The sequence below is a fragment of the Marinilactibacillus sp. Marseille-P9653 genome, assembly GCF_916618885.1.
Classification (GTDB): Bacteria; Bacillota; Bacilli; order Lactobacillales; family Carnobacteriaceae_A; genus Marinilactibacillus.
In genome coordinates this window covers 482,956-505,661 of record NZ_CAKAKH010000001.1, presented here as the reverse complement: position 1 = coordinate 505,661, position 22,706 = coordinate 482,956, and the positions used below count along the sequence as shown (strand labels likewise).

General features: G+C 40.1%; 19 protein-coding genes, 7 tRNA genes and 3 rRNA genes. 3 read left to right on the top strand and 26 right to left on the bottom strand.

The features are described from left to right. Positions 1–2: 2 nt before the first annotated feature. The 13 genes from LG377_RS02510 to LG377_RS02450 form a co-directional block, all read right to left on the bottom strand. Positions 3–1,151, bottom strand: a complete 1,149-nt coding sequence (locus LG377_RS02510; protein ID WP_225743141.1) for a bifunctional cystathionine gamma-lyase/homocysteine desulfhydrase — start codon at positions 1,149–1,151, stop codon at positions 3–5. Beyond that, positions 1,151–2,077, bottom strand: coding sequence for a PLP-dependent cysteine synthase family protein (locus LG377_RS02505; protein ID WP_225743140.1), 927 nt, complete (start codon positions 2,075–2,077; stop codon positions 1,151–1,153). The genes LG377_RS02510 and LG377_RS02505 overlap by 1 nt, the downstream gene beginning before the upstream one ends. 373 nt (positions 2,078–2,450) lie before the next feature. After that, the gene (locus tag LG377_RS02500) at positions 2,451–3,146 is read right to left on the bottom strand and encodes a DUF975 family protein (protein ID WP_225743139.1); all 696 of its coding nucleotides are present in this window, start codon (positions 3,144–3,146) and stop codon (positions 2,451–2,453) included. Between the two features lie 16 nt (positions 3,147–3,162). Continuing rightward, on the bottom strand, positions 3,163–3,714 hold the full coding sequence (locus LG377_RS02495; RefSeq protein ID WP_225743138.1) for a nucleoporin NDC1: 552 nt from the start codon (positions 3,712–3,714) through the stop codon (positions 3,163–3,165). A gap of 79 nt (positions 3,715–3,793) precedes the next feature. Continuing rightward, a complete protein-coding gene (locus LG377_RS02490) occupies positions 3,794–4,690 on the bottom strand; it encodes a hypothetical protein (protein WP_225743137.1) in 897 nt (298 codons plus the stop codon). A 130-nt stretch (positions 4,691–4,820) separates the two neighbouring features. Further along, positions 4,821–6,173, bottom strand: a complete 1,353-nt coding sequence (glmM, locus tag LG377_RS02485; RefSeq protein WP_225743136.1) for a phosphoglucosamine mutase — start codon at positions 6,171–6,173, stop codon at positions 4,821–4,823. Positions 6,174–6,214: 41 nt separating this feature from the next. Then, the gene (locus LG377_RS02480) at positions 6,215–7,225 is read right to left on the bottom strand and encodes a YbbR-like domain-containing protein (RefSeq protein WP_225743135.1); all 1,011 of its coding nucleotides are present in this window, start codon (positions 7,223–7,225) and stop codon (positions 6,215–6,217) included. Next, positions 7,222–8,082, bottom strand: coding sequence for a diadenylate cyclase CdaA (gene cdaA / locus LG377_RS02475; RefSeq protein ID WP_225743134.1), 861 nt, complete (start codon positions 8,080–8,082; stop codon positions 7,222–7,224). The genes LG377_RS02480 and cdaA overlap by 4 nt, the downstream gene beginning before the upstream one ends. A gap of 258 nt (positions 8,083–8,340) precedes the next feature. After that, positions 8,341–8,413: transfer RNA gene (locus tag LG377_RS02470), tRNA-Gln, on the bottom strand. A gap of 6 nt (positions 8,414–8,419) precedes the next feature. Further along, positions 8,420–8,500, bottom strand: a tRNA-Tyr gene (locus LG377_RS02465). Positions 8,501–8,531: 31 nt separating this feature from the next. Then, a tRNA-Thr gene (locus tag LG377_RS02460) sits at positions 8,532–8,604 on the bottom strand. Positions 8,605–8,638: 34 nt separating this feature from the next. Then, a tRNA-Glu gene (locus LG377_RS02455) sits at positions 8,639–8,710 on the bottom strand. 87 nt (positions 8,711–8,797) lie between these two features. Beyond that, positions 8,798–9,073, bottom strand: coding sequence for a GNAT family N-acetyltransferase (locus LG377_RS02450; protein WP_225743133.1), 276 nt, complete (start codon positions 9,071–9,073; stop codon positions 8,798–8,800). Positions 9,074–9,303: 230 nt separating this feature from the next. Between LG377_RS02450 and LG377_RS02445 the strand changes: the two genes are divergently transcribed. Together LG377_RS02445 and LG377_RS02440 are read left to right on the top strand one after the other, a co-directional pair. Beyond that, the gene (locus LG377_RS02445) at positions 9,304–9,660 is read left to right on the top strand and encodes a hypothetical protein (protein WP_225743132.1); all 357 of its coding nucleotides are present in this window, start codon (positions 9,304–9,306) and stop codon (positions 9,658–9,660) included. Between the two features lie 31 nt (positions 9,661–9,691). Beyond that, the gene (locus tag LG377_RS02440) at positions 9,692–10,903 is read left to right on the top strand and encodes a cation:proton antiporter (protein WP_225743131.1); all 1,212 of its coding nucleotides are present in this window, start codon (positions 9,692–9,694) and stop codon (positions 10,901–10,903) included. Between the two features lie 167 nt (positions 10,904–11,070). On the opposite strand, the gene LG377_RS02435 is transcribed toward LG377_RS02440, so the two are convergent. The 9 genes from LG377_RS02435 to LG377_RS02395 all read right to left on the bottom strand — a co-directional run bounded on the left by LG377_RS02435 (position 11,071) and on the right by LG377_RS02395 (position 19,758). Next, positions 11,071–12,120, bottom strand: a complete 1,050-nt coding sequence (locus LG377_RS02435) for a lysylphosphatidylglycerol synthase transmembrane domain-containing protein (protein WP_225743130.1) — start codon at positions 12,118–12,120, stop codon at positions 11,071–11,073. After that, positions 12,101–13,123 (bottom strand): glycosyltransferase family 4 protein, encoded by a 1,023-nt coding sequence (locus tag LG377_RS02430; protein ID WP_225743129.1) that lies wholly within the window; start codon positions 13,121–13,123, stop codon positions 12,101–12,103. The genes LG377_RS02435 and LG377_RS02430 overlap by 20 nt, the downstream gene beginning before the upstream one ends. A gap of 267 nt (positions 13,124–13,390) precedes the next feature. After that, positions 13,391–13,463, bottom strand: a tRNA-Thr gene (locus tag LG377_RS02425). A gap of 22 nt (positions 13,464–13,485) precedes the next feature. Continuing rightward, a tRNA-Asn gene (locus tag LG377_RS02420) sits at positions 13,486–13,558 on the bottom strand. Between the two features lie 34 nt (positions 13,559–13,592). Beyond that, positions 13,593–13,708, bottom strand: a 5S ribosomal RNA gene (rrf, locus tag LG377_RS02415). A 109-nt stretch (positions 13,709–13,817) separates the two neighbouring features. Next, positions 13,818–16,733, bottom strand: a 23S ribosomal RNA gene (locus LG377_RS02410). 163 nt (positions 16,734–16,896) lie between these two features. Next, positions 16,897–16,969, bottom strand: a tRNA-Ala gene (locus LG377_RS02405). A 94-nt stretch (positions 16,970–17,063) separates the two neighbouring features. Next, positions 17,064–18,615: ribosomal RNA gene (locus LG377_RS02400) — 16S ribosomal RNA — on the bottom strand. Together the 16S, 23S and 5S rRNA genes with 3 tRNA genes alongside form the textbook arrangement of a ribosomal RNA operon. Before the next feature lie 411 nt (positions 18,616–19,026). Next, the gene (locus LG377_RS02395; RefSeq protein WP_225743128.1) at positions 19,027–19,758 is read right to left on the bottom strand and encodes an O-methyltransferase; all 732 of its coding nucleotides are present in this window, start codon (positions 19,756–19,758) and stop codon (positions 19,027–19,029) included. A gap of 130 nt (positions 19,759–19,888) precedes the next feature. Between LG377_RS02395 and cbpA the strand changes: the two genes are divergently transcribed. After that, positions 19,889–20,527: a cyclic di-AMP binding protein CbpA gene (cbpA, locus tag LG377_RS02390; RefSeq protein ID WP_225743127.1), complete on the top strand. Its 639-nt coding sequence runs from the start codon at positions 19,889–19,891 to the stop codon at positions 20,525–20,527. Positions 20,528–20,604: 77 nt separating this feature from the next. Here cbpA and LG377_RS02385 read toward each other — a convergent pair whose 3' ends face one another. The 4 genes from LG377_RS02385 to acpS form a co-directional block, all read right to left on the bottom strand. Next, positions 20,605–21,096, bottom strand: coding sequence for a QueT transporter family protein (locus LG377_RS02385; protein WP_225743126.1), 492 nt, complete (start codon positions 21,094–21,096; stop codon positions 20,605–20,607). Positions 21,097–21,271: 175 nt separating this feature from the next. Next, complete coding sequence (locus tag LG377_RS02380; RefSeq protein ID WP_208559610.1) at positions 21,272–21,628, bottom strand: type II toxin-antitoxin system PemK/MazF family toxin; 357 nt, start codon at positions 21,626–21,628, stop codon at positions 21,272–21,274. Between the two features lie 90 nt (positions 21,629–21,718). Further along, positions 21,719–21,970 (bottom strand): hypothetical protein, encoded by a 252-nt coding sequence (locus tag LG377_RS02375; RefSeq protein ID WP_225743125.1) that lies wholly within the window; start codon positions 21,968–21,970, stop codon positions 21,719–21,721. A gap of 246 nt (positions 21,971–22,216) precedes the next feature. After that, the gene (gene acpS, locus LG377_RS02370; protein ID WP_225743124.1) at positions 22,217–22,570 is read right to left on the bottom strand and encodes a holo-ACP synthase; all 354 of its coding nucleotides are present in this window, start codon (positions 22,568–22,570) and stop codon (positions 22,217–22,219) included. Positions 22,571–22,706 lie beyond the last annotated feature (136 nt).

Genomic DNA, 22,706 nt, shown 5'->3' with positions numbered 1-22,706 from the left:
ACCTACTGATTTTGAACATGAGAAAAGCCCATATCTAAGTCTTCAATTAAATCTTCTACATCTTCGATTCCGACAGACAATCTAATTAATTCATCTTTAATACCAGATTTCAATCTTTCTTCTTTTGGAATCGAACCATGTGTCATCAATGCCGGAATCTCGATCAAACTCTCTACAGCCCCTAAGCTTTCTGCCAGAGTAATCAATGTTAACTTCTCAACGAATGCCTTAGCAGAAAATCCTTCAACTAATTCAAATGAAATCATTCCACCGAAGCCAGTTGTCTGTTTTTTAGCAATTTCATGACCTGGATGGGAAGCGAGTCCGGGGTAGTAAACTTTCGCTACTTGAGGATGTTTATCTAGATACTGCACAATTTTCTTGGCGTTTGCTTCATGTGCATCCATCCTAATAGCTAGAGTTTTAATCCCTCTTTGAATGATCCAACTATCTTGTGGTCCTAGTATACCGCCGATTGCATTTTGGAGAAATCCGAGTTCTTCGGCTAATTTATCATCATTCGTCGTGACCAGTCCGGCTACGACATCACTGTGTCCTCCTAAATATTTGGATGCGCTATGTAGCACAATAGAAGCACCAAGTTCCAGTGGTTTTTGATGATAAGGTGTCGCAAAGGTATTGTCTACAATTGAGATCAACTGATGTTTTTTCGCAATTTTCGCAACTGCTGCAATATCAGTTATTTTTAACAATGGATTGGTTGGTGTTTCTAGAAAAATCGCCTTAGTCTGTTTTTGGATGGCTTTTTCTACCAATTCAATCTTGCTCGTATCAACAATGGTGAACGTTAATCCTAATCTTTTCAGAATTTTATCCATCAGTCGATACGTTCCCCCGTAGACATCGTCTCCAACAATGATATGATCTCCTTTTGAAAAAAGTGAAAATATCGTATGTGTTCCGGCTGAACCAGATGCAAAAGCAAATCCACGAACCCCACCTTCCATATCAGCAATAAGCATTTCAAGAGCTGCTCGGGTTGGATTCCCCGTTCTAGAGTATTCGTATCCTTTATGAACGCCTACTTTTTCTTGCTTATAAGTAGATGTCTGGTGAATGGGTACGTTTACTGACCCCGTCGCCTCGTCATGACTAATACCACCGTGAATGTACGTTGTTTTCATTCTCATTATGATTGAACTCCTTTATAAATGTTTTTTGATAAATATCGCTCACTACTGTCTGGAAAAATCGTTACGACTGTACTTCCTGCTGGTAATCGCTTCACTTCTTTTAATGCACCCGCAAAAGCTGCACCACTAGAACTCCCAACGAACAGACCATTTCGCTTAGCTAATTCTTCTGTGTATAAAAAAGCTTCTTTATCTGAAATCGTGTAAACCAGATCGATCCATTCTTTTTTCATAAAAACCGGAATGAACTCCATTCCTATGCCTTCTGTTTCATGAGGCCCTGGCTGCCCACCGCCCAAAATCGAACCCTCTGGCTCTACAACAACAGTCCGAATATCCGGATTGTACTCCTTCAGATATTTGGCGACACCACTGAATGTTCCTCCACTACCTGCGCCAGCCACAAAAGAGTCTGGATAGTGATTGTCTAAGTCGGCTATCAGCTCCGGCCCAAGCGTTTCATAGTAGGTCTCCGGATTGCGTTCGTTCTCAAATTGCAAAGGAAGATAAGCATTTGGATGTCTATCTTTTAAGTCTTTCGCTTTTTTTATAGCCCCTTTCATTCCTTCTTCTGTAGGAGTATGGACAATTTCAGCTCCTAACGCTTTCATCAATTGTTGCTTTTCCTGACTAAACTTTTCGGGAACAACAAATAGTGTCGGCAAACCATAAGACAATGCTGCTAATGCTAGTCCAATACCAGTGTTTCCGGCAGTTGGTTCGATGATTGTCGTTTTGTTGTTGATTTCGCCAGACTGCAACGCTGCTTCTATCAACTTTTGACCTAAGCGATCTTTGATACTTCCACCGGGATTAAACATTTCTAGTTTTGCTAGAATTCTTGAACCATCCGGGATATCATATCCTCTTATTTCAAGCATAGGGGTTTGTCCAATCAACTCTGTTATACTTTGGTAAATCATTTTCCACGCTCCTTCAGTAAAGTCTCTGTATAATCAAAAAAGCGCACAAGGCTATGCCTCATGCGCGCTCACTACTTTATTAAAATCGGATAGATTCATCTTATCCTGGTTTGCAAGGTCCTGAATTTCCCGGGATTTACTGGCGTATCTGGATAGGCTCATCGATTTTGATAAAATATTTTTGAGGGCATGAAGAATAAACTGTGCAACATGTACAACAGCAACCTTTATTCATGTTCAAAAATAATTTTTTCAATGAGTCCATTCCTTTCTATTTTGAATGTGTTTACATTAATTGGAGTAATCATATCACTGTTATAAAAAGAAGTCAATCAGCAAATTGGCTTCCATTCGCTAATCGACTTCTCTATTCTTATCTTGAGCGAAGAAGGTCTTCGTAGAAAATGGCTTTTGAGGTTTCAATATAAGGTGTGATGAAAAGATACCCCAAGCCTAACGTGAATGCTCCAACAAAATGCCATCCAGTAAAACTCAATTCTAAAATAAACAATCTTCCTTTATGACCGTCCATCAGTTCTCTACTACGTGTGATACAGTCCGTAGGTGAAAGGTAGTGCCCACTCTCTGTAGCATCTTTATAAATATAATAAGACAATTCGTAAGCGTAAGCTTTAACAACTCCCGGTATAATAAAAAGTAGAGACCATAGAAAAGTAAATACACTTTGAAGAATATATAATACAATAATAGGAAGTGTGTAGCCTTTCCTAAAGACTTGTAGCGAATCTTTTAAAGGATCTATTTCGTAGTCAGGATAACGTACCATATCTAATAGTGTATAAGAGACACTTGTAGCAAATAGTATTGTTAGAATATTTGACATGATTTCTCTAATATTCAAACTGAAAGTTGCATTAATATCAGGGTCTCCTCCGAATACCAGGTTATTTCCAAAAAAATCTGGATTGAAGAAACTGAATAATGCAGTTGATCCACCGACAATTAATAGCCCAATCAATACTGGTATCACATTTAATAAAGCCGCATCTTTCCATCTACCTTGTAACGTCTGTCTGGCCAACCTTCTGATTTCTCCTACTGGTAACATCTTATACCCTCCAATTTCAAATCAATTTATTTGTACCTGTGATACTTTTATTCGCTACTATTAAATTGCTTAGTTGATTTACTAAAGTACTCGTCGACCTATCTGGTAGTTGTTTATTCAATAGTTCGAGGTTTTCCAAAATCGTCCAACAAATCGACTGGTCTACTTTATCTTCAGATCCACATAACACCATAAACCGTTTTTCATAAGCTTGAAGTAAAATAGATCTTTGTTCTGGACCCGCTAACCCCATTCTCCAGGTCGCACGTAGGGCATTTTCAGCAAGATCTTGATTGGGCACATATGTACACTTCCAAATATCCTGAAAACTATGTAATATTCTGCATTCAGGATCGCTGATGGATAAGTAGCATAAGAGCTGACTTGCACCTGTCTTCTCGTAAAGATCGGATGATTTCAAACCTGAAAGCAATGTGTCCCAAACTTCGTAAGACCAGTCTACTTGAGTTTCACTTTTCTCTAAAAGCAAAATAAACGCCGTTAACTGACACTCTTTTTTACCGTGTTCAATTATTTCTAACAACATACGAGTTTCTTTATCCATCATCAAATTCATCCTTTGGCATACTGTCCTTGTTTAACTGTATCTTTATTTTACTAGAGCCATTCGGACAATTCTATCATGCTTAAGACTGATTTTTATTGAGATCATATAAGTCTAGTGATTGTTCTATCTCTTTTTCGACCTGTTTTCTAAGCGCACTGAGTCGATGTTGAGAAGTTGTGATTTGATTTAATAGATTTTCAAGACTCGATAAATTATCTTGGATTTTATTGTAGTTACTAACATCTGTAAAGATATTGTCCAGCATAAAATCCATTAAACGATGACTATTCGAAAGATATTCGTATCCACTACCCCAACCATAAGAAACATCTTTCAATTCTTCTTGGTAACGCATCAAACCAACTTCTACTTTTTGCATAATGGACTCTGCTTTATCGATATGATCATATTTAACCACATCTGTTAAGAATCCTCCTCCAAGCATATCGACTGTTGACCAGGACTTTGCAGAATCTAAAGCATCTATCGCTTCGTCTATATATCTTAAAATCTTTTGCCCAATGGAAAAAGCTTCATCAATCTCTTCACACGTCTCTCCCCACTGCTTTCTCTCACTGAACGCTTCCATTACTTCTTCTCTATAAGTATTACTTGTCTTATTCAATTGCTGCTTTAGTGCATGCAATTGCGTCGTCAATTGACGACGTTCATTTTCCAAGCGCTCTTGTTCTAAATAGGCTTGTTCCAATGCCTCGGTACAATCATTTAGTTGTTTGTAGGCTTTGGCTCTAGATTGCTCTGTTTTTTCTATGTATTGTCCTTCTCTACCAATCAAACTGGTCAAGAAACGTTTAAACTGTTGCTTTGGATAATGTTTTGATGATTCTGTAAAAGATTCGTATACTCGCTTTGCATCTGATTTTGCCCGCATGCACTGGTTTAAATGCTTATGGTTAACAGTCAACGCCTCTTTCACTCTTGTCAGTTTCGCATAAAGATTGTCTAACTCTATCACTTTTTCTGCCTTCTTTCGATTGACGACTCATTTTGTTTTTTATTATACCGATTGTTTTGTTTCTTCGCTATAACAAGTTAAACAAAAAAGGCCGAAGCAAATGCTTCGACCTTTTATTGTTTAACTTGAATTAGTTCGTTCCAAGCTCTTCACGTACAACGTTGGCGATACGTTCTACATAGTTGACTACAGCTTCTTCAGTCTCTGCTTCTGCCATAACTCGTAGCAAGGATTCTGTTCCACTAGGACGAACGAGTACACGTCCATTTCCAGCCATCTCAGCTTCGACTTCTTCAATAATTGTTTTAATTGCACTATTGTCCATTACATTGTGTTTGTCCGTAACAGGAATATTCACTAGTTTTTGTGGATACGTAACGACTTCTTCCGCTAATTCAGACAATTTTTTACCAGTTTGTTTCATAACGTTTAGTAATTGAACACCCGTTAGTAATCCATCACCTGTTGTATGATAATCAAGGAACACAACATGTCCTGATTGTTCTCCACCCAAGTTGTAACCATTTTTAAGCATTTCTTCTACTACATAACGGTCTCCGACTTTTGTTTTGACAGATTCTAAATCATGTTCTTCAATCGCTTTATAAAAACCAATATTACTCATAACTGTAGAGACGATCGTGTTTTTCTTTAACCGTCCTTCGTCATGCATGTATTTACCACAAATATAGAGAATTTTATCTCCATCTACGATGTTTCCTAATTCATCAACAGCAATCAAACGGTCACCATCGCCATCAAAAGATAATCCAACATCCGCTCCTTTTTCAAGTAAGAATTCTGCAAGATGTTCTGGGTGTGTACTTCCGACACCGTCATTGATGTTTAATCCATCAGGTGAAGCTCCCGTTACATCAAATTCTGTATCCAAGTCTGCAAACAAGCGGTTCAATAAGGGACTAGCTGCTCCGTTGGCACCATCTAGTGCAACGTGGATCCCAGAAAGATCGCCAGAGATTGTTTGTGTCAAGAATTGGATATATTTCAGCATACCTTCTTTGTACTCTTCAGAAGTTCCTAAACCATCTGCGCTTGGGCGTGGTAGAGTATCTTCATCAGCGTCAATCAATGCCTCGATTTCATGTTCTTGATCGTCAGACAACTTAAATCCGTCTGCTCCAAAGAACTTGATCCCATTATCTTGAACTGGATTATGAGAAGCTGAGATCATAATACCAGCAGTTGCGCCTTGTTGACGCGTTAAGTATGAGACCCCAGGAGTCGTCAATACGCCAAGTCTTAAGACTTCCGCTCCTACAGAAAGTAATCCAGCAATCAATGAGTACTCTAGCATACGTCCAGATACTCTAGTATCTTTTCCGACTAATACGCGTGGTCTTTTTTCATCTGTATGTTGAGCTAGCACATAGCCGCCATATCTACCAAGCTTAAAAGCCATTTCTGGAGTTAATTCTGCATTTGCAATTCCTCTTACTCCATCTGTTCCAAAATATTTTCCCATTGTTTAATAGTCTCCTTTTCATTCACAAAAACTCTGATTTTTTATTCTGAAGTGCCTTCATCCGTTGAAGCTTCCTCATCACCTGTTGTCACTCTAATCAACACTTCCAGCTCTTCAGGATCTGTTTCCGTGATATCCTCAGGTAATTTCAAAGGTACTGTTCGAACCGTTGATTCAGTAATGCCTGAAACATCTACTTCTACCGAGAAGTTATTCAGCGCCTCCAGAGCATCTGTTTCTCCCGTTACTTTGATATTTTCTGGTTCTCCTTGTGCAATTTCAAGTGCATAAGTGTAATTTTCATCCACTGTCCCTGTTTCTCTTAAAACGATAGGAACCGTTCTTTGCGTGCCTTCAACAGGAATCGTCACGTCAATTTGCTGAGGATCAATGTTTACATTCAAAGGATCTCCCATATCATTTAAAACTAAAACATTTAAAGTCATATCTATATCATCTGTCACGCCACTATCTTCTGGTACAACAACCACCATTACATCTGCAATCTCATCCATCGTTGACTCAGCTCCGGAAATTCGAACTCTTTCAGAAGATAAAACAGGTGTACCTGCTCTATATCCTTCAGCTAAATGAGTTGAGTCATTGAACTCAACGCGCACATCGTGTTCTTCAACCCTTTTTTCTTCAACTGTTAAAGAAAAATCAGATGGACTGATACTATAATCTAATTGACTACTGATGCCTTCTGCTTCTAAGCGAACCGTATGTGACCCAGGACCTAATTCATTTAAATCAGGTGTAACGATATTAAAATTCTGAGTAGCTAGTGTCTGCGTTAATATCGCCTGCGGTCCTTCCAGACGAATCGTTGCCGTTTCTGGTATTCCAGCTACAAAATAGCGATCGCGATCAACATTGATATCGATCGGCATATTTGTAATAACCTCGGTACTTGTAATACTGGCACCATCTGTTGGGTTGGTTGATAAATTTCTAGAAGCTTCTTCGTAGTAAACAAATGAAAACAATAAAATCGCAAAGAACAGCGCAATGAAGCGTGTTACCCAGTTGTTATCCAAGTTCCATTTCATTTGCCAGACACCCCTTTCCGAACGGAGTCAATGACTCTTTGTAGCGGTCCTTGTGTCTCTTTTTCTTTTTCACTCATCACTAATTCTTTATTTAAATAATTCACAACATCGTTACTACTCATTTCAGTAATGAGGTTTCCGCCACGGGCGATACTAATCTCTCCGGTTTCTTCAGAAACAATTAACGTAATCGCATCCGTAACTTCCGATAGTCCAATCGCAGCTCTATGCCTTGTTCCTAGCTTTTTAGGAATCGCTGGACTCTCAGATAATGGTAAATAACTCGCTGCAGTCATAACCTTGAAATCTTTGATAATGACTGCACCATCGTGTAATGGTGTATTTGGAATAAAAATATTGATCAAAAGTTCAGAGGAAATATCTGCTCCAATCGATATACCTGTTTTAATATATTCATCCAAACCACTTTCCATTTCAATAGAAATCAATGCACCAATCCGTCTTTTACTCATATACTGAATAGCTTGTGCCAAATCCTCTACAACGACTTCACTTGGATTACTTTTCCTTCTTCTACCAAATACAGAACCTCTACCTAAATGCTCTAGTCCACGTCTTAATTCTGGCTGGAAAATAATAATCAAAGCCAAAGCAGACCATTGAATGACAAAATTCACGATGAATTCTGTTGTATTCAATTGTAATACGGCACTAAATAATTTAAGTAATAATATTACCCCTATACCTTTGAGCAACTCAATCGCTCTTGTACCACGGACAATTTTAATCAACTGATAGATAAAGAATGCTACGATCATAATATCTACAATATTGATAGCTGTTCTAAAGGTCCACAAGTGCGACCAGTCAAAGTCCGATAATAAATCAAAGGGCATGAAAGTCACCTCCTAATTCTAAACATGCACGAAACAAGTATATCATAATTAAGCCATTTTATTGTTAATTAAAGCGAAATTCGTTACATTTAATCTTTGAAGAAAGTCAGAAAAAAAGAGGCTGGGACAAAACTAGCCAAATAGAAGAAAGCCGTCAAACCTAGGATATCTATCCCTTGATTTGACGGCTTTTCTACTTGTCTGATTTTACGAAACAATATTAATCAGAGACTTTTGTCCCAGCCTCTTTTAAAAATACTGGGCTACCAGGATTCGAACCTGGGGAATGACGGGATCAAAACCCGCTGCCTTACCGCTTGGCTATAGCCCAAAAAAATGGAGGGAGTAGGATTCGAACCTACGAACCCGAAGGAGCGGATTTACAGTCCGCCGCGTTTAGCCACTTCGCTATCCCTCCGATATAATTCAGGAAAAAAGTTTCATCTGAATGCCGGCTAAAGGAATTGAACCCTCGACCCACTGATTACGATTCAGTTGCTCTACCTACTGAGCTAAGCCGGCCCAAAAGCAAACATACCTTAAACAAATTTCCAAATGACCCCTACGGGATTCGAACCCGTGTTACCGCCGTGAAAGGGCGGTGTCTTAACCGCTTGACCAAGGGGCCATTCTATCTCGTGCTTTTTTTAACACAAGATATATTGTATTATGAAATACCCCTTTTGTCAACAGTATATATGATTTTTTTAAAATTTTACGCATCTACATTGATTGTCTTGTATTTGTCAGATTTTCTCTTAAATAGTTCAACTACATACGGACAAACCGCCTTGATTTTCTTTCCTTGTTTCTCCATATCTTCCACTACTGTATCTACTAATTGTTCCGCTATTCCCTGGCCTCTCAAAGAAGGATCTACGAATGTATGATCTATTGCAGCGACATTATCCTTAGGAATAAAAGTGATTTCCGCAAGCAACTTCCCTTCTTCTTCTTTGTAGAATCGATTTTTTCCTTTAGTAAAATCCATTTCTTTACCTCCTAAAACCATTATAAAATTAATGTTAGCATATTTTAAAAAAATTTACTTCTATCTTACCTTTTACAAGTGAAAAAGATGTCGAAATTGTCAATAAAACCGCTTTAAATCAATTTTTTTCTGAAAACATCCATAAATCATTTGACATCTAAAAAATGAGGAGTAAACTAATAATGCTAGAGCGCCAAAGAACATTATTTCCCAAAGGAGGAGACATTTTTATGTCCGAAATTTCTAAAGATCAGAAGATACTAGTCATCATGATATTAAACAAAACAGAGTTATTAGATGAGTTGCTTTTAGAGTTTACAAGTGCAGGTATTGATTCTGCTACAGTATTAAATTCTGTAGGTATGGCACAACAATTATCTACGCTTGAAAACACTCGAATCCTTTCTACTTTGCGTCCGTTTATTACATCTGATCATTCAGAGAACAAGATGATTTTCACGATCGTAGACGAGTCACAAATTGAAACGATACGCACTGTTGTTAAAGATGTTATCGGAGATCTATCAGATCCGGATACTGGTGTACTGTTTGCCATACCGACTTTATTCACTGAAGGTTTTCATTAACATACTTTGCTAGGAAGGAAGAGAGATTAAATTGGAATTCAACACTATGTTTTACGTGGCTCTGATGTTACTTATAGGGTCTTTATTCGGTCGCGTAGCCGCTATGATTAAATTACCAACCGTTACAGGCTATATTTTTGGAGGCTTGTTGATTGGTCCATCATTTTTCCATATCATGCCCGAAACCGTTATAGATAATATGGAGATTATATCTGAAATTGCTTTAGCTTTTATATCTTTTACCATCGGACTATCATTCAAGGCAAGTTACTTGAGAAGAGTTGGTTTGACTCCACTGATTATTGCTGCCATTGAATCTACATTAGCAGCGGTGCTAGTGGCTGGTTCGTTGATGCTCATAGGGAGTGACACAGCATTTTCCCTGATTATGGGCGCAATCGCTGCAGCAACCGCACCAACTTCAATTTTACTCGTTATGAAAGAGTACAGCGCAAAAGGACCAGTATCTGAAATGCTCAAAAGTGTAGCAGCTCTAGATGATGCCACTGCACTCATTTTGTTTGGATTTTGTTCTACTGCGGTTAGAATAATGGTGAATACTTCCGGTGAAAGTATCAACGTCCTATCTTCAATTTTCCAACCAATCTTAAGCGTCTTTATTGCATTGGCGGTAGGTGCTGCTGTTGGTTTCGCTATGAAGTATCCTTTGAAATACACGAAAACGTCTGGGCAAAAGCTTGGTTTGTTGATTGCTTTCGTGTTTTTATCTAGTAGTATCTCGGTTGGATTTGGCGTCTCAGAGTTGCTTTCAGCTATGATGACTGGTACTGTGCTTACGAATATTTCAAGCGATGCACCACAGATGGGGGAATTTTCTGATCGTATTACACCTCCAATCTTCATATTATTTTTTGTATTAGCTGGTGCACAGTTAGATATTCATATCATTCCAACTGTCGGATTAATTGGAATTATGTATATCATTTTCCGCGTTGTCGGAAAATTCTCAGGGGCTTATATCGGGGCTTTATTAACGCATTCCCCTAAAGTCGTCAGAAACTATCTTGGCTTTATGCTGTTACCTCAAGCAGGTGTCGGAATTGGATTGATTGCCATTTCAGCTGGTATTTTACCTGAGTATGCTGATCAAATCAGAACCGTCGTTTTAAGTGCAACGTTGCTTTATGAATTTTCTGGACCTGTCATCACTAAACTCGTTTTGCGTAAAACCGGTGAAATTAGTACCATCCCGTCAAATGTACAAGAAGCTGCAGATTTTTAAAACCCTATCTTTACCTTAAAGAAAAAATCCGGAAATCAATGACTTCTACAGAGGTCGTTAATTTCCGGGTTTTTATTTTGTAAGTATTCTATCATAATCGAACGAATAAAAAAATTTAGAAATACAGACACTCACTTACGTCGTCTGTATTTCTAGGGGGGAATTCATTATTGTTCAAGAGTATGTGCGTTAACTTCATCTCTTTTAGCAAAAAAGAAAAAAGCACCAAAAATCAAACAACTATAATATGTGATGATGCGCCAGAATATCAGACACAGTATCAATATAGTTGGTTGAAGAATCAAGCCAAATAGCAAAGAAAAACTGTACTCAGCTCCACCACTCCCTCCTGGTATAGGAACCAATGAGGAAAACATCATGATAAATGCATGAAACGCAATAACTTGAAATAAATTAACGTTTTCAATGCCTAGTCCTTGTATGATGAAAAATGGAATACTTAAAAATAAACTTAACTGTGCTATCGTCAATAGACTACACTGGAACAACAACTTTAAATCAAAACTCATTCGATTACTTTCCTCATGAAATGAAAGGAGCTTACGATCCAATTTTGCTTTCCATAGCTCGTACCGTTCTTTTTTAACGAAAAAAGATACCGGCCTCAATGCTGAATGGGCAATAAAAAAGGCGACTCGTTTACTTTTTGCGATTGTTACAAGCGTAATGATCACGACTGTATTTAAAATAAAGCCGATCATGATCAACAAACTCAATTTGGGAATAGAATTATTTTGCAAATAACCAAAACCAAAGATTAACACAATAAATGAACTCAAAACGAGCATCGATTGAAAAATGATAAACTTTATTAGTAAAATCGAACTACCTACACCAACAGATATCCCATTTTTTTTCATCAGAAATAATTGAGCAGGTTGTCCTCCACTAGCAAATGGTGTAATGGTATTGAAAAATTGTCCGATCATTGTAATTTTGACAGACTCCCAAACCGTTTGAGGACTATCAACTTTTCTAGTGATTCTTCGAAGCACCATAGCTTCTAAAAACCAGTAAGCACACATAACGAGCATACCTATGAATAACCATCTAACTTCTACTTGTCGTAAATTTTCTACCGCAGCATGTACATTAATATCTCTAAAACGAAATATAATATAGCCAATGCTGACACCAAGAACCAAAAACAAGCTTATCAACTTATTTTTCTTTAATTCAATTCCTATAGATTTCATGATAATAGTCCCTCCATATACTCCAAAGTCGCTCTTCAGAGTAATATTGTGCTCCCTTACGCGCTTTCCTTCTTGTATCCTGGTAATGATCTTGATTCAACCTTAATTGCTCAATAGAGGCCGCAAAATCAGCTATTGTACGTCCTTTAATATAGCATCCTTCCAATATAGCCTCGTATAACTCTAAATCTCTGGTTAAAATAGGAAGACCACTACTCATGGCTTCCAAAATGGTCATTGGAAACAGTTCATTATAAGAAGGCATAAATAATAAATCTGATGCATTATAATAATCATTCATCAAAGCACGATCAATAATACCTGTAAAATGGACATTCTTCGGCGGATGATCAAAAATATTTTTCAATTCTTCGTATCCTGCAGTCATTTTTCCGAACGAAAATCCTCCTACCCAGATAAATTGAACTTGAGGGAGTTGTTTTGAGACAGCAATAAAATCTAGTATCCCTTTACGATGCTGGATTTGTCCAGCTCCAATCACCACGAACGTGTCTTCTGGTATATTCAATGTTTCTCTAGTAGCCAGTTTTCCCTGAATATCCATAGGATAGAAATCTTTTTTTGCTACAAAATTTGGAATATACGTTATTTTTTCCTTCTTGATTCCATGTGCTTCTAATTTAGGGATAAAAGCAGGATTGACGACAACCAATCCATCCATTCTTTTATAAAATGAGAGTAGGTATCTATTGAAAATTTTCTCTACAAGAAAAGGTAACTGTAGACTACCTTCCAGTTTTTCCGGTAAAAAGTGGACATGACCTACTCTTATCCCTCGTTTTTTTCTGGAGAATGTAGAAAGATAAAACCCAAAATCTACTGTATGGTAATGTGTAATATCGGCTTTTATATTTTTATTAATTGTTAATTCATATGTATTTGAGTCATCCTTATTCAGTAAGTTGATAAATTCTCTATAAGCTGAACCAACGCCTTGGCCCTTAACTTTTTCTGCTGATGACAGCATATTTAGTTTAAGCATCATTTACCTCTATTTCCCTTTAATATCATTCAAATACTACTATTATTTCTTTCTGATCTTTAAAGGATGCCTTCATTTTTTTAATCTTATTCCGAAAAACTTCCGGTCAGTAGATAGTATACCAAAACCTGTTCTTATTGACATTAGACTTTAGACCGATAAAACATAAACTTAACAATAAGGTGGCAGTGATTTAATTCATCTTTTCTGTTGATTTCTAATTAATGAGTCAAAAAAAGACAACGCCTAAGGACGTTGTCTCATAAAAGCCACTTGCCGGATTCGAACCGGCGACCTCATCCTTACCATGGATGCGCTCTACCTACTGAGCTAAAGCGGCTGATATTTTTTGCAAATAAAAACTCCGCAAGCAGGGCTCGAACCTGCGACAACGCGATTAACAGTCGCGCGCTCTACCAACTGAGCTATTGCGGAATCAAAAAATGGTATTAGATAAAAAAAAAGAACTGCACGGCAACGTCCTGCTTTCACAAGGGGAAACCCCTCACTATCCTCGGCGCTGGGAAGCTTAACGGCTGTGTTCGGAATGGGAACAGGTGGATCCTTCCCGCCATCATTACCGCACAATGACTCTTTTTCTTTTTATAAGAGAACGTTGTTCTCTGAAAACTAGATAGTTGAATGCTAGCAAACATGTTTTGACGCAACACCCTCATACTCTTAACCCCGTTTTGTGGTTAAGTCCTCGATCGATTAGTACTGGTCCGCTCCATACATCACTGTACTTCCACTTCCAGCCTATCTACCTGATCATCTTTCAGGGATCTTACTTCCTTAAAGGAATGGGAAATCTCATCTTGAAGGGGGCTTCACGCTTAGATGCTTTCAGCGTTTATCCCGTCCACACATAGCTACCCAGCGATGCCTTTGGCAAGACAACTGGTACACCAGCGGTGTGTCCATCCCGGTCCTCTCGTACTAAGGATAGCTCTTCTCAAATTTCCAACGCCCGCGACGGATAGGGACCGAACTGTCTCACGACGTTCTGAACCCAGCTCGCGTGCCGCTTTAATGGGCGAACAGCCCAACCCTTGGGACCGACTACAGCCCCAGGATGCGACGAGCCGACATCGAGGTGCCAAACCTCCCCGTCGATGTGAACTCTTGGGGGAGATAAGCCTGTTATCCCCAGGGTAGCTTTTATCCGTTGAGCGATGGCCCTTCCATACGGAACCACCGGATCACTAAGCCCGACTTTCGTCCCTGCTCGACTTGTAGGTCTCGCAGTCAAGCTCCCTTTTGCCTTTACACTCTGCGAATGATTTCCAACCATTCTGAGGGAACCTTTGGGCGCCTCCGTTACTCTTTAGGAGGCGACCGCCCCAGTCAAACTGCCCATCTGACACTGTCTCCCAACCGGATTACGGTTGCGGGTTAGAGTGGCCATACAGCGAGGGTAGTATCCCACCATTGCCTCCACCAAAACTGGCGTTCTGGCTTCATTGGCTCCTACCTATCCTGTACAAGCTGTACAGACACTCAATATCAAACTACAGTAAAGCTCCATGGGGTCTTTCCGTCCTGTCGCGGGTAACCTGCATCTTCACAGGTACTATAATTTCACCGAGTCTCTCGTTGAGACAGTGCCCAAATCGTTACACCTTTCGTGCGGGTCGGAACTTACCCGACAAGGAATTTCGCTACCTTAGGACCGTTATAGTTACGGCCGCCGTTTACTGGGGCTTCAATTCAAAGCTTCGCCGAAGCTAACCTTTCCTCTTAACCTTCCAGCACCGGGCAGGTGTCAGCCCCTATACATCTTCTTTCGAATTAGCAGAGACCTGTGTTTTTGGTAAACAGTCGCTTGGGCCTATTCACTGCGGCTGACCAGATGGTCAGCACCCCTTCTCCCGAAGTTACGGGGTCATTTTGCCGAGTTCCTTAACGAGAGTTCTCTCGATCACCTTAGGATTCTCTCCTCGACTACCTGTGTCGGTTTGCGGTACGGGCAGCCTACTTCTAACTAGAAGCTTTTCTTGACAGTGTGACATCAGATACTTCGGTACTATAATTTCCCTCCCCATCACAACTTGTCCGTATAGATATAAGCATTTGACTCATATCAAGACTTATTGCTTGGGCGCGCATATCCAACAGCGCGCTTATCTTAGCCTTCTGCGTCCCTCCATTGTTCAAACAAAGCAGACTGGTACAGGAATCTCTACCTGTTGTCCATCGCCTACGCCTATCGGCCTCGGCTTAGGTCCCGACTAACCCTGGGAGGACGAGCCTTCCCCAGGAAACCTTAGTCATTCGGTGCACGGGATTCTCACCCGTGTTTCGCTACTCATACCGGCATTCTCACTTCTAAGCGCTCCACAAGTCCTCACGATCTTGCTTCAATGCCCTTAGAACGCTCTCCTACCATAGAACCATAAGGTTCTATCCGTGGTTTCGGTATCTTGTTTAGCCCCGGTAAATTTTCGGCGCAGGACCACTCGACTAGTGAGCTATTACGCACTCTTTAAATGATGGCTGCTTCTAAGCCAACATCCTAGTTGTCTGAGCAGTCCCACATCCTTTTCCACTTAACAAGAATTTTGGGACCTTAACCGACGGTCTGGGCTGTTTCCCTTTCCACTACGGATCTTATCACTCGCAGTGTGACTCCCGGATCTACATACAGTGGCATTCGGAGTTTATCAGGATTCGGTAACCCGATAAGGGCCCCTAGTCCAAACAGTCGCTCTACCTCCACGATGCACTATCCGAGGCTAGCCCTAAAGCTATTTCGGAGAGAACCAGCTATCTCCAAGTTCGATTGGAATTTCTCCGCTACCCACACCTCATCCCCGCACTTTTCAACGTACGTGGGTTCGGGCCTCCAGTGCATTTCACTGCACCTTCACCCTGGACATGGGTAGGTCACTTGGTTTCGGGTCGACGACGGCATACTAAACGCCCTATTCAGACTCGCTTTCGCTGCGGCTCCACCTCTTCGGCTTAACCTTGCATGACATCGTCACTCGCCGGTCCATTCTACAAAAGGTACGCCATCACCCGTAAAAGGGCTTTGACTACTTGTAAGCACACGGTTTCAGGTGCTGTTTCACTCCCCTTCCGGGGTTCTTTTCACCTTTCCCTCACGGTACTGGTTCACTATCGGTCACTAGGAAGTATTTAGGCTTGGGAGATGGTCCTCCCGGATTCCGACGGAATTTCTCGTGTTCCGCCGTACTCAGGATACCAGCTAGGTAAGATCAGATGTCGTATACGGGGCTTTCACCCTGTCTCGCGAACCATTCCAGGTTCTTCTACTATCTTTACTCGTCCATATCGCCGGTCCTACAACCCCAAAGAGCAAGCTCTTTGGTTTGGCCTCTTCCCGTTTCGCTCGCCGCTACTCAGGGAATCGCATTTGCTTTCTCTTCCTGCAGGTACTTAGATGTTTCAGTTCCCCACGTCTACCTTCTTCTCAGCTATGTATTCACTGAAAAGATATCACCCTATGACTGGTGATGGGTTCCCCCATTCGGAAATCTTTGGATCAAAGCTCACTTACAGCTCCCCAAAGCATATCGGTGTTCGTCCCGTCCTTCGTCGGCTCCTAGTGCCAAGGCATCCACCGTGCGCCCTTGTTCACTTAACCTTGCGGTTAAGAGTATGATATTAATTAGCGATGAGAGTTCTATTCAAGGAACAAAACTTTCTCAATTTGTTAATCTCGGTGTTGTTTCTTAACATGTTTGTTATTAATTCAACTATCCAGTTTTCAAAGAACAAAGCACAATCCTGAAATATCAGAACTGTAATGGAGCCTAGCGGGATCGAACCGCTGACCTCCTGCGTGCAAAGCAGGCGCTCTCCCAGCTGAGCTAAGGCCCCATCGTATAAAATTGAGAACGATCAAGCTCTCAAAACTAAACAAAGTAAAGTAACCTGTGCAAGGTTCCGTTTGCCCTTAAGGCAATATCCTTAGAAAGGAGGTGATCCAGCCGCACCTTCCGATACGGCTACCTTGTTACGACTTCACCCCAATCATCCATCCCACCTTCGGCGGCTGGCTCCCCTAAGGGTTACCCTACCGACTTCGGGTGTTACGGACTTTCGTGGTGTGACGGGCGGTGTGTACAAGACCCGGGAACGTATTCACCGCGGCGTTCTGATCCGCGATTACTAGCGATTCCAGCTTCATGCAGGCGAGTTGCAGCCTACAATCCGAACTGAGAATGGCTTTAAGAGATTAGCTCAACCTTGCGGTCTGGCGACTCGTTGTACCATCCATTGTAGCACGTGTGTAGCCCAAGTCATAAGGGGCATGATGATTTGACGTCATCCCCGCCTTCCTCCGGTTTATCACCGGCAGTCTCGCTAGAGTGCCCAACTGAATGCTGGCAACTAACAATAGGGGTTGCGCTCGTTACGGGACTTAACCCAACATCTCACGACACGAGCTGACGACAACCATGCACCACCTGTCACTCTGTCCCCGAAGGGAAAGCTCTATCTCTAGAGTGTTCAGAGGATGTCAAGACTTGGTAAGGTTCTTCGCGTTGCTTCGAATTAAACCACATGCTCCACCGCTTGTGCGGGTCCCCGTCAATTCCTTTGAGTTTCAGCCTTGCGGCCGTACTCCCCAGGCGGAGTGCTTAATGCGTTAGCTCCAGCACTGAAGGGCGGAAACCCTCCAACACTTAGCACTCATCGTTTACGGCGTGGACTACCAGGGTATCTAATCCTGTTCGCTCCCCACGCTTTCGAGCCTCAGCGTCAATTACAGACCAGAAAGTCGCCTTCGCCACTGGTGTTCCTCCATATATCTACGCATTTCACCGCTACACATGGAATTCCACTTTCCTCTTCTGCATTCAAGTCTTCCAGTTTCCAATGACCTTCCACGGTTGAGCCGTGGGCTTTCACATCAGACTTAAAAGACCGCCTGCGCTCGCTTTACGCCCAATAAATCCGGACAACGCTTGTCACCTACGTATTACCGCGGCTGCTGGCACGTAGTTAGCCGTGACTTTCTGGTTAGATACCGTCAAGGTCGGGGCAGTTACTACCCGACTTATTCTTCTCTAACAACAGAGCTTTACGATCCGAAGACCTTCTTCACTCACGCGGTATTGCTCCATCAGGTTTTCACCCATTGTGGAAGATTCCCTACTGCTGCCTCCCGTAGGAGTCTGGGCCGTGTCTCAGTCCCAGTGTGGCCGATCACCCTCTCAGGTCGGCTACGTATCAAAGCCTTGGTAAGCCATTACCTTACCAACTAGCTAATACGCCGCGGGTCCATCCATAAGCGGCAGCCGAAGCCACCTTTCATCTAAGAGACAGGCGTCTCAAAGATATATGCGGTATTAGCATCCGTTTCCGAATGTTATCCCCCTCTTATGGGCAGGTTACCCACGTGTTACTCACCCGTTCGCCACTAATCCATTCTCTGCAAGCAGAGAATTTCATCGTTCGACTTGCATGTATTAGGCATACCGCCAGCGTTCGTCCTGAGCCAGGATCAAACTCTCGTTTTAAGTGTTTGACTTGCTCATTGATTAAAAATTGTGAATGAACCTTGTTCATTCGTTTAGTTGTCTTGATTCATAAATGAATCGAAGACCCCTGCACATTTGGTTGTTTTTACTTTGTTCAGTTTTCAAAGATCAATCGTTTAGCCTCTCAGTTAAGTTGTTCTCACAAACGTTTACTCAACTTGTCGACTCATACTATATTACATCATCTTATCGAAGATGTCAACAGCTTTTTAAAATTTATTTTTTTCAATTACTACAGCGAATCAGTTGAAAAGATCGAACCCCTTAACTGTGTTTCGTTATCAGCAACGTTTTATACTTTACCAGTTAGAATCGATCTCGTCAACAATTTTCTATATATTTTTTAAAAAATCATTTTTTACCATTGATCAAACATTGATGTATCAACATTTACATTGAATCGTTTGAATCAGATTCTTTTTCTTTCATGAATGAAAAATCATAGTCTTCCTTTTTTGTAATCAGTAATAGCCCATCCCCTAATGGAAGTAATGTTGTATCTAGTGCCGGATGATCCAATACAATCTCAAGAAAAGCATTCAATTTTTTATGAATCTTTCTTCTTCTTCTTGGAATATCCTTTACATTTTCCAGTATCGTGCCACCTTGAAGTACATCATCGACTGCCAAGATACCACCTTCTTTTAAAACACGCATACAATCTGGGAAGAAATCATAATATTTTGCTTTAGCACTATCCATAAAAATAAAATCATACTGATCTTCTTTAAGTTTCTCTAGCCATTCATCCGCTTGTCCTTCAAGAAGAGTAACTCTTTCTTCAATTCCTAGTGTTTTAAAATTCGCTTTGGCCTTTTCAAGCATAACCGGATTTCGATCTATTGTCGTAATCTTACTTTCTTCACTTGTATATTTAGCCATCAATCCAGCAGAGAATCCAATTGCTGTTCCAATCTCTAATATTTCTTTTGGATTAATTTGACTGAATAACCATACAAAAAAAGCAACCGTTTCATGCGGAATGATAGGAACTCGTTTCTCATGGGCTTCTTTTTCTATCGTCCCTAGCTTACCATCTAATTGTTTTTGTGCAGATCTCAAAAAATTTCTGACTTCTTCATTCACGACTGGTCGATCCATCATTTCATTAATTTTATGCATATTAACCTCATCTTTCTTTTTATGAATTTCCATTTTATTTTACAGGTATTTAGGTACTTCTCCAAGTGTTTATCTGTTATAATTATAATGTGAGAATAGAGATAGTTAAATGAGAAGGAGCCAATAATCAATGCTAATTAAACAGTTATCTGTACCAAAAAATGTTGTAAATACCATTTCGGAAAAAGCAACGTTACAAGAGTCGATCGAACTATTAGAAGAAACAGGTTATCGATGTGTACCTGTATTAGACGAAAGTGGTAAAATCTTCCGCGGAAACATCTATAAAATGCACATTTATCGCCATAAAGCGAACGGCGGAGACATGAGTCTTCCGGTTACTCACTTGCTTAAGAATGCGACAAAATATGTGCACTTAAATTCTTCTTTCTTCAAAATATTCTTTATGATTAAAGATCTTCCTTATATTACTGTTTTAGATGATAACAATCACTTCTATGGTATTTTAACGCATAGTTCTTTGATTGACCTTCTGCAACAATCTTGGAGTATTGATCAAGGAAGTTATGTGCTGACGATTGCAACGCCTGGGCAAAAGGGAGATTTAACGTCAATCACAAAGATTATCAATCGCTACTGCTCAATCATGAGTTGTATAACTCTAGACGTTAAACGTGAAAACATGGTTCGTCGTACAATTATGACATTAGAACCAGGTGTTTCAGAAAAAACACTAGAAGAATTGACTCATAATCTGGAACGTAAAGGATTCAAAGTGGTTGGAACGGAAGATCTTCACAACAACTAACGCCTTATTGTAAATCACTATCAAAAAAGCAGTGTCTCTATCATTAGAGTCACTGCTTTTTTACGCCCGTTTTTTTGTTACTTCATTTGTTGTCTAAAATTGATTTTACGATCTATAAACAGCATTAAGGGAATCCCAATTACCATTGTTACGAATTGACTGATGAAAAGTGATAGGTAAAGAATCCAAAAAGCTTCTTCTGCACCACTTAGCATAATTAGAAAAGCAATCATAAAAGTGAAAACAGAAAATACAATTGTATTGACGACCATTTTCTTTTTGATTGATACCATATTTCTCGTTAAGAAAATGACTACAATAAAGGAAACGATTGTATGTCCTCCACCAAGTACCCAATCATATACTCCAAATGGCGATAGTATAATATTCGCAATGATTACACCAACGCCGATACCGTATGCATATTTCTTATCAAAAGTTACCAGGTGATTCAACATCTCAGATAAGCGTACCTGTATCGCTCCAAAACCTAGAGGTGCAATGATGAGTGTGATCACTACATACAAAGCTCCTATAATAGCATTTAATACCCATTGTTTTGTTTTCAAATTAATTTTCCTCCTAGTTTTTGATAACGTGGGTTGGCGCTCTCGAACCACGGCTGTTAGACAACGAGTAGTAGTGTATCATGATTTAAAGGGTTGGCGCAACTGAATATGCAAAAAAAAAGAGGCAATCTATTTTCTAGACTGCCTCTTTTACTAAGTAAATTGGATCATATGATCAAATATGTTTATATTTATTAGATAGTCCTACACTGATAGATAGCGCCTCGTCCACAGAATCCATTATATTTGCATTTAAATGTGTCACTTTATCTCTGAGTCTCTGTTTATCAATTGTTCGTATCTGCTCCAATAATACAACAGAATTTTTCTCAAGTCCTTGATCTGCTCCAACCTCAATATGCGTTGGCATTTTACCTTTTTGAATCTTCGTTGTAATCGCTGCAACGATAACAGTTGGACTATACTTATTACCGACATTGTTCTGGATAATCAAGACTGGCCTCATTCCGCCTTGCTCCGACCCAACTACCGGCGATAGATCCGCATAGTAAATATCTCCCCGCTTAACCATAGGCGTTTTCTCCTCGAAGGTACCCTTTTGGAATGGTCCGTTTCATGCGACCCTCAATGACTCCTACTTCATCGCATGATACTTCCCGTTTTAGATATGATAATGTGCTTCGCTCTCGCATCCATCAAATTCAGAACATATCTCTAAATTGATGTTAGCCATTTCAGCATACCCTTTCCGCATGGCATCCATTTTATTCATACTCTCTTTAATACAATAATTGACCATTTGGGACATTAATTCATTTTTCTCAACATTTGTTTCAACACAAAATTCCACTAAATCTTCGTAAACCGATTGATCTAACTCAATAATCATTTTCTTGTTGCGCTGCTCTTCCATGATTGTGCCCTCCAAAAGATTATCGCTTACCCATCATCATCAAGTCTTTGTCAGAACAATCAGATTTACGCTCTCTAACAACAAGACTATCAAACATTCAGTATGTTGGATCCATTTTAGGAATGAATCGTGCAAATTTCTATCTTAAGGTTAAGTTTATCATGAACGATACGATATTAAAACTAGCCATCCCACTCATTTGTGACGAAAGTATGACCAAATAACTACTGATTTTTGATGATACAATCAATTTCTCTCTAATATCACCTGTGCTGCAGCGGTTTTTTCCGTATGTGTTATAGTAATCCAAGTATTCCCGGTAAACGGAGAGTGCGTAATTTCCGGTTTTCCGGAAGGACTATTCATTATCTCAATATCCTGAAACCCGACTTTACCAATACCTGTTCCTAACGCTTTAGAAAAAGCCTCTTTCGCTGAAAATCTCCCTGCAAGGAATTCTTCTTTGCGCGTGCCTTTCAATTGCTCATAAACCTGAAGTTCATTTCGAGTCAAAACACGAGATGGAAAACTTTCTCTTTTTTCACAGGCTTTCCTGATTCTTGAAATATCTACAAGATCTAGCCCAATTCCTACAATCATACAATCCCTCGTTTTACTCTAAATATGTGTTGCTCTATTTTCTTGGCTTACTTGTTTTCAATACTACCAGAATCCTACTAAAAAGTCATACATAAGCTCTATGGCAGACATTTCAACCATTACATACGCATCTTTA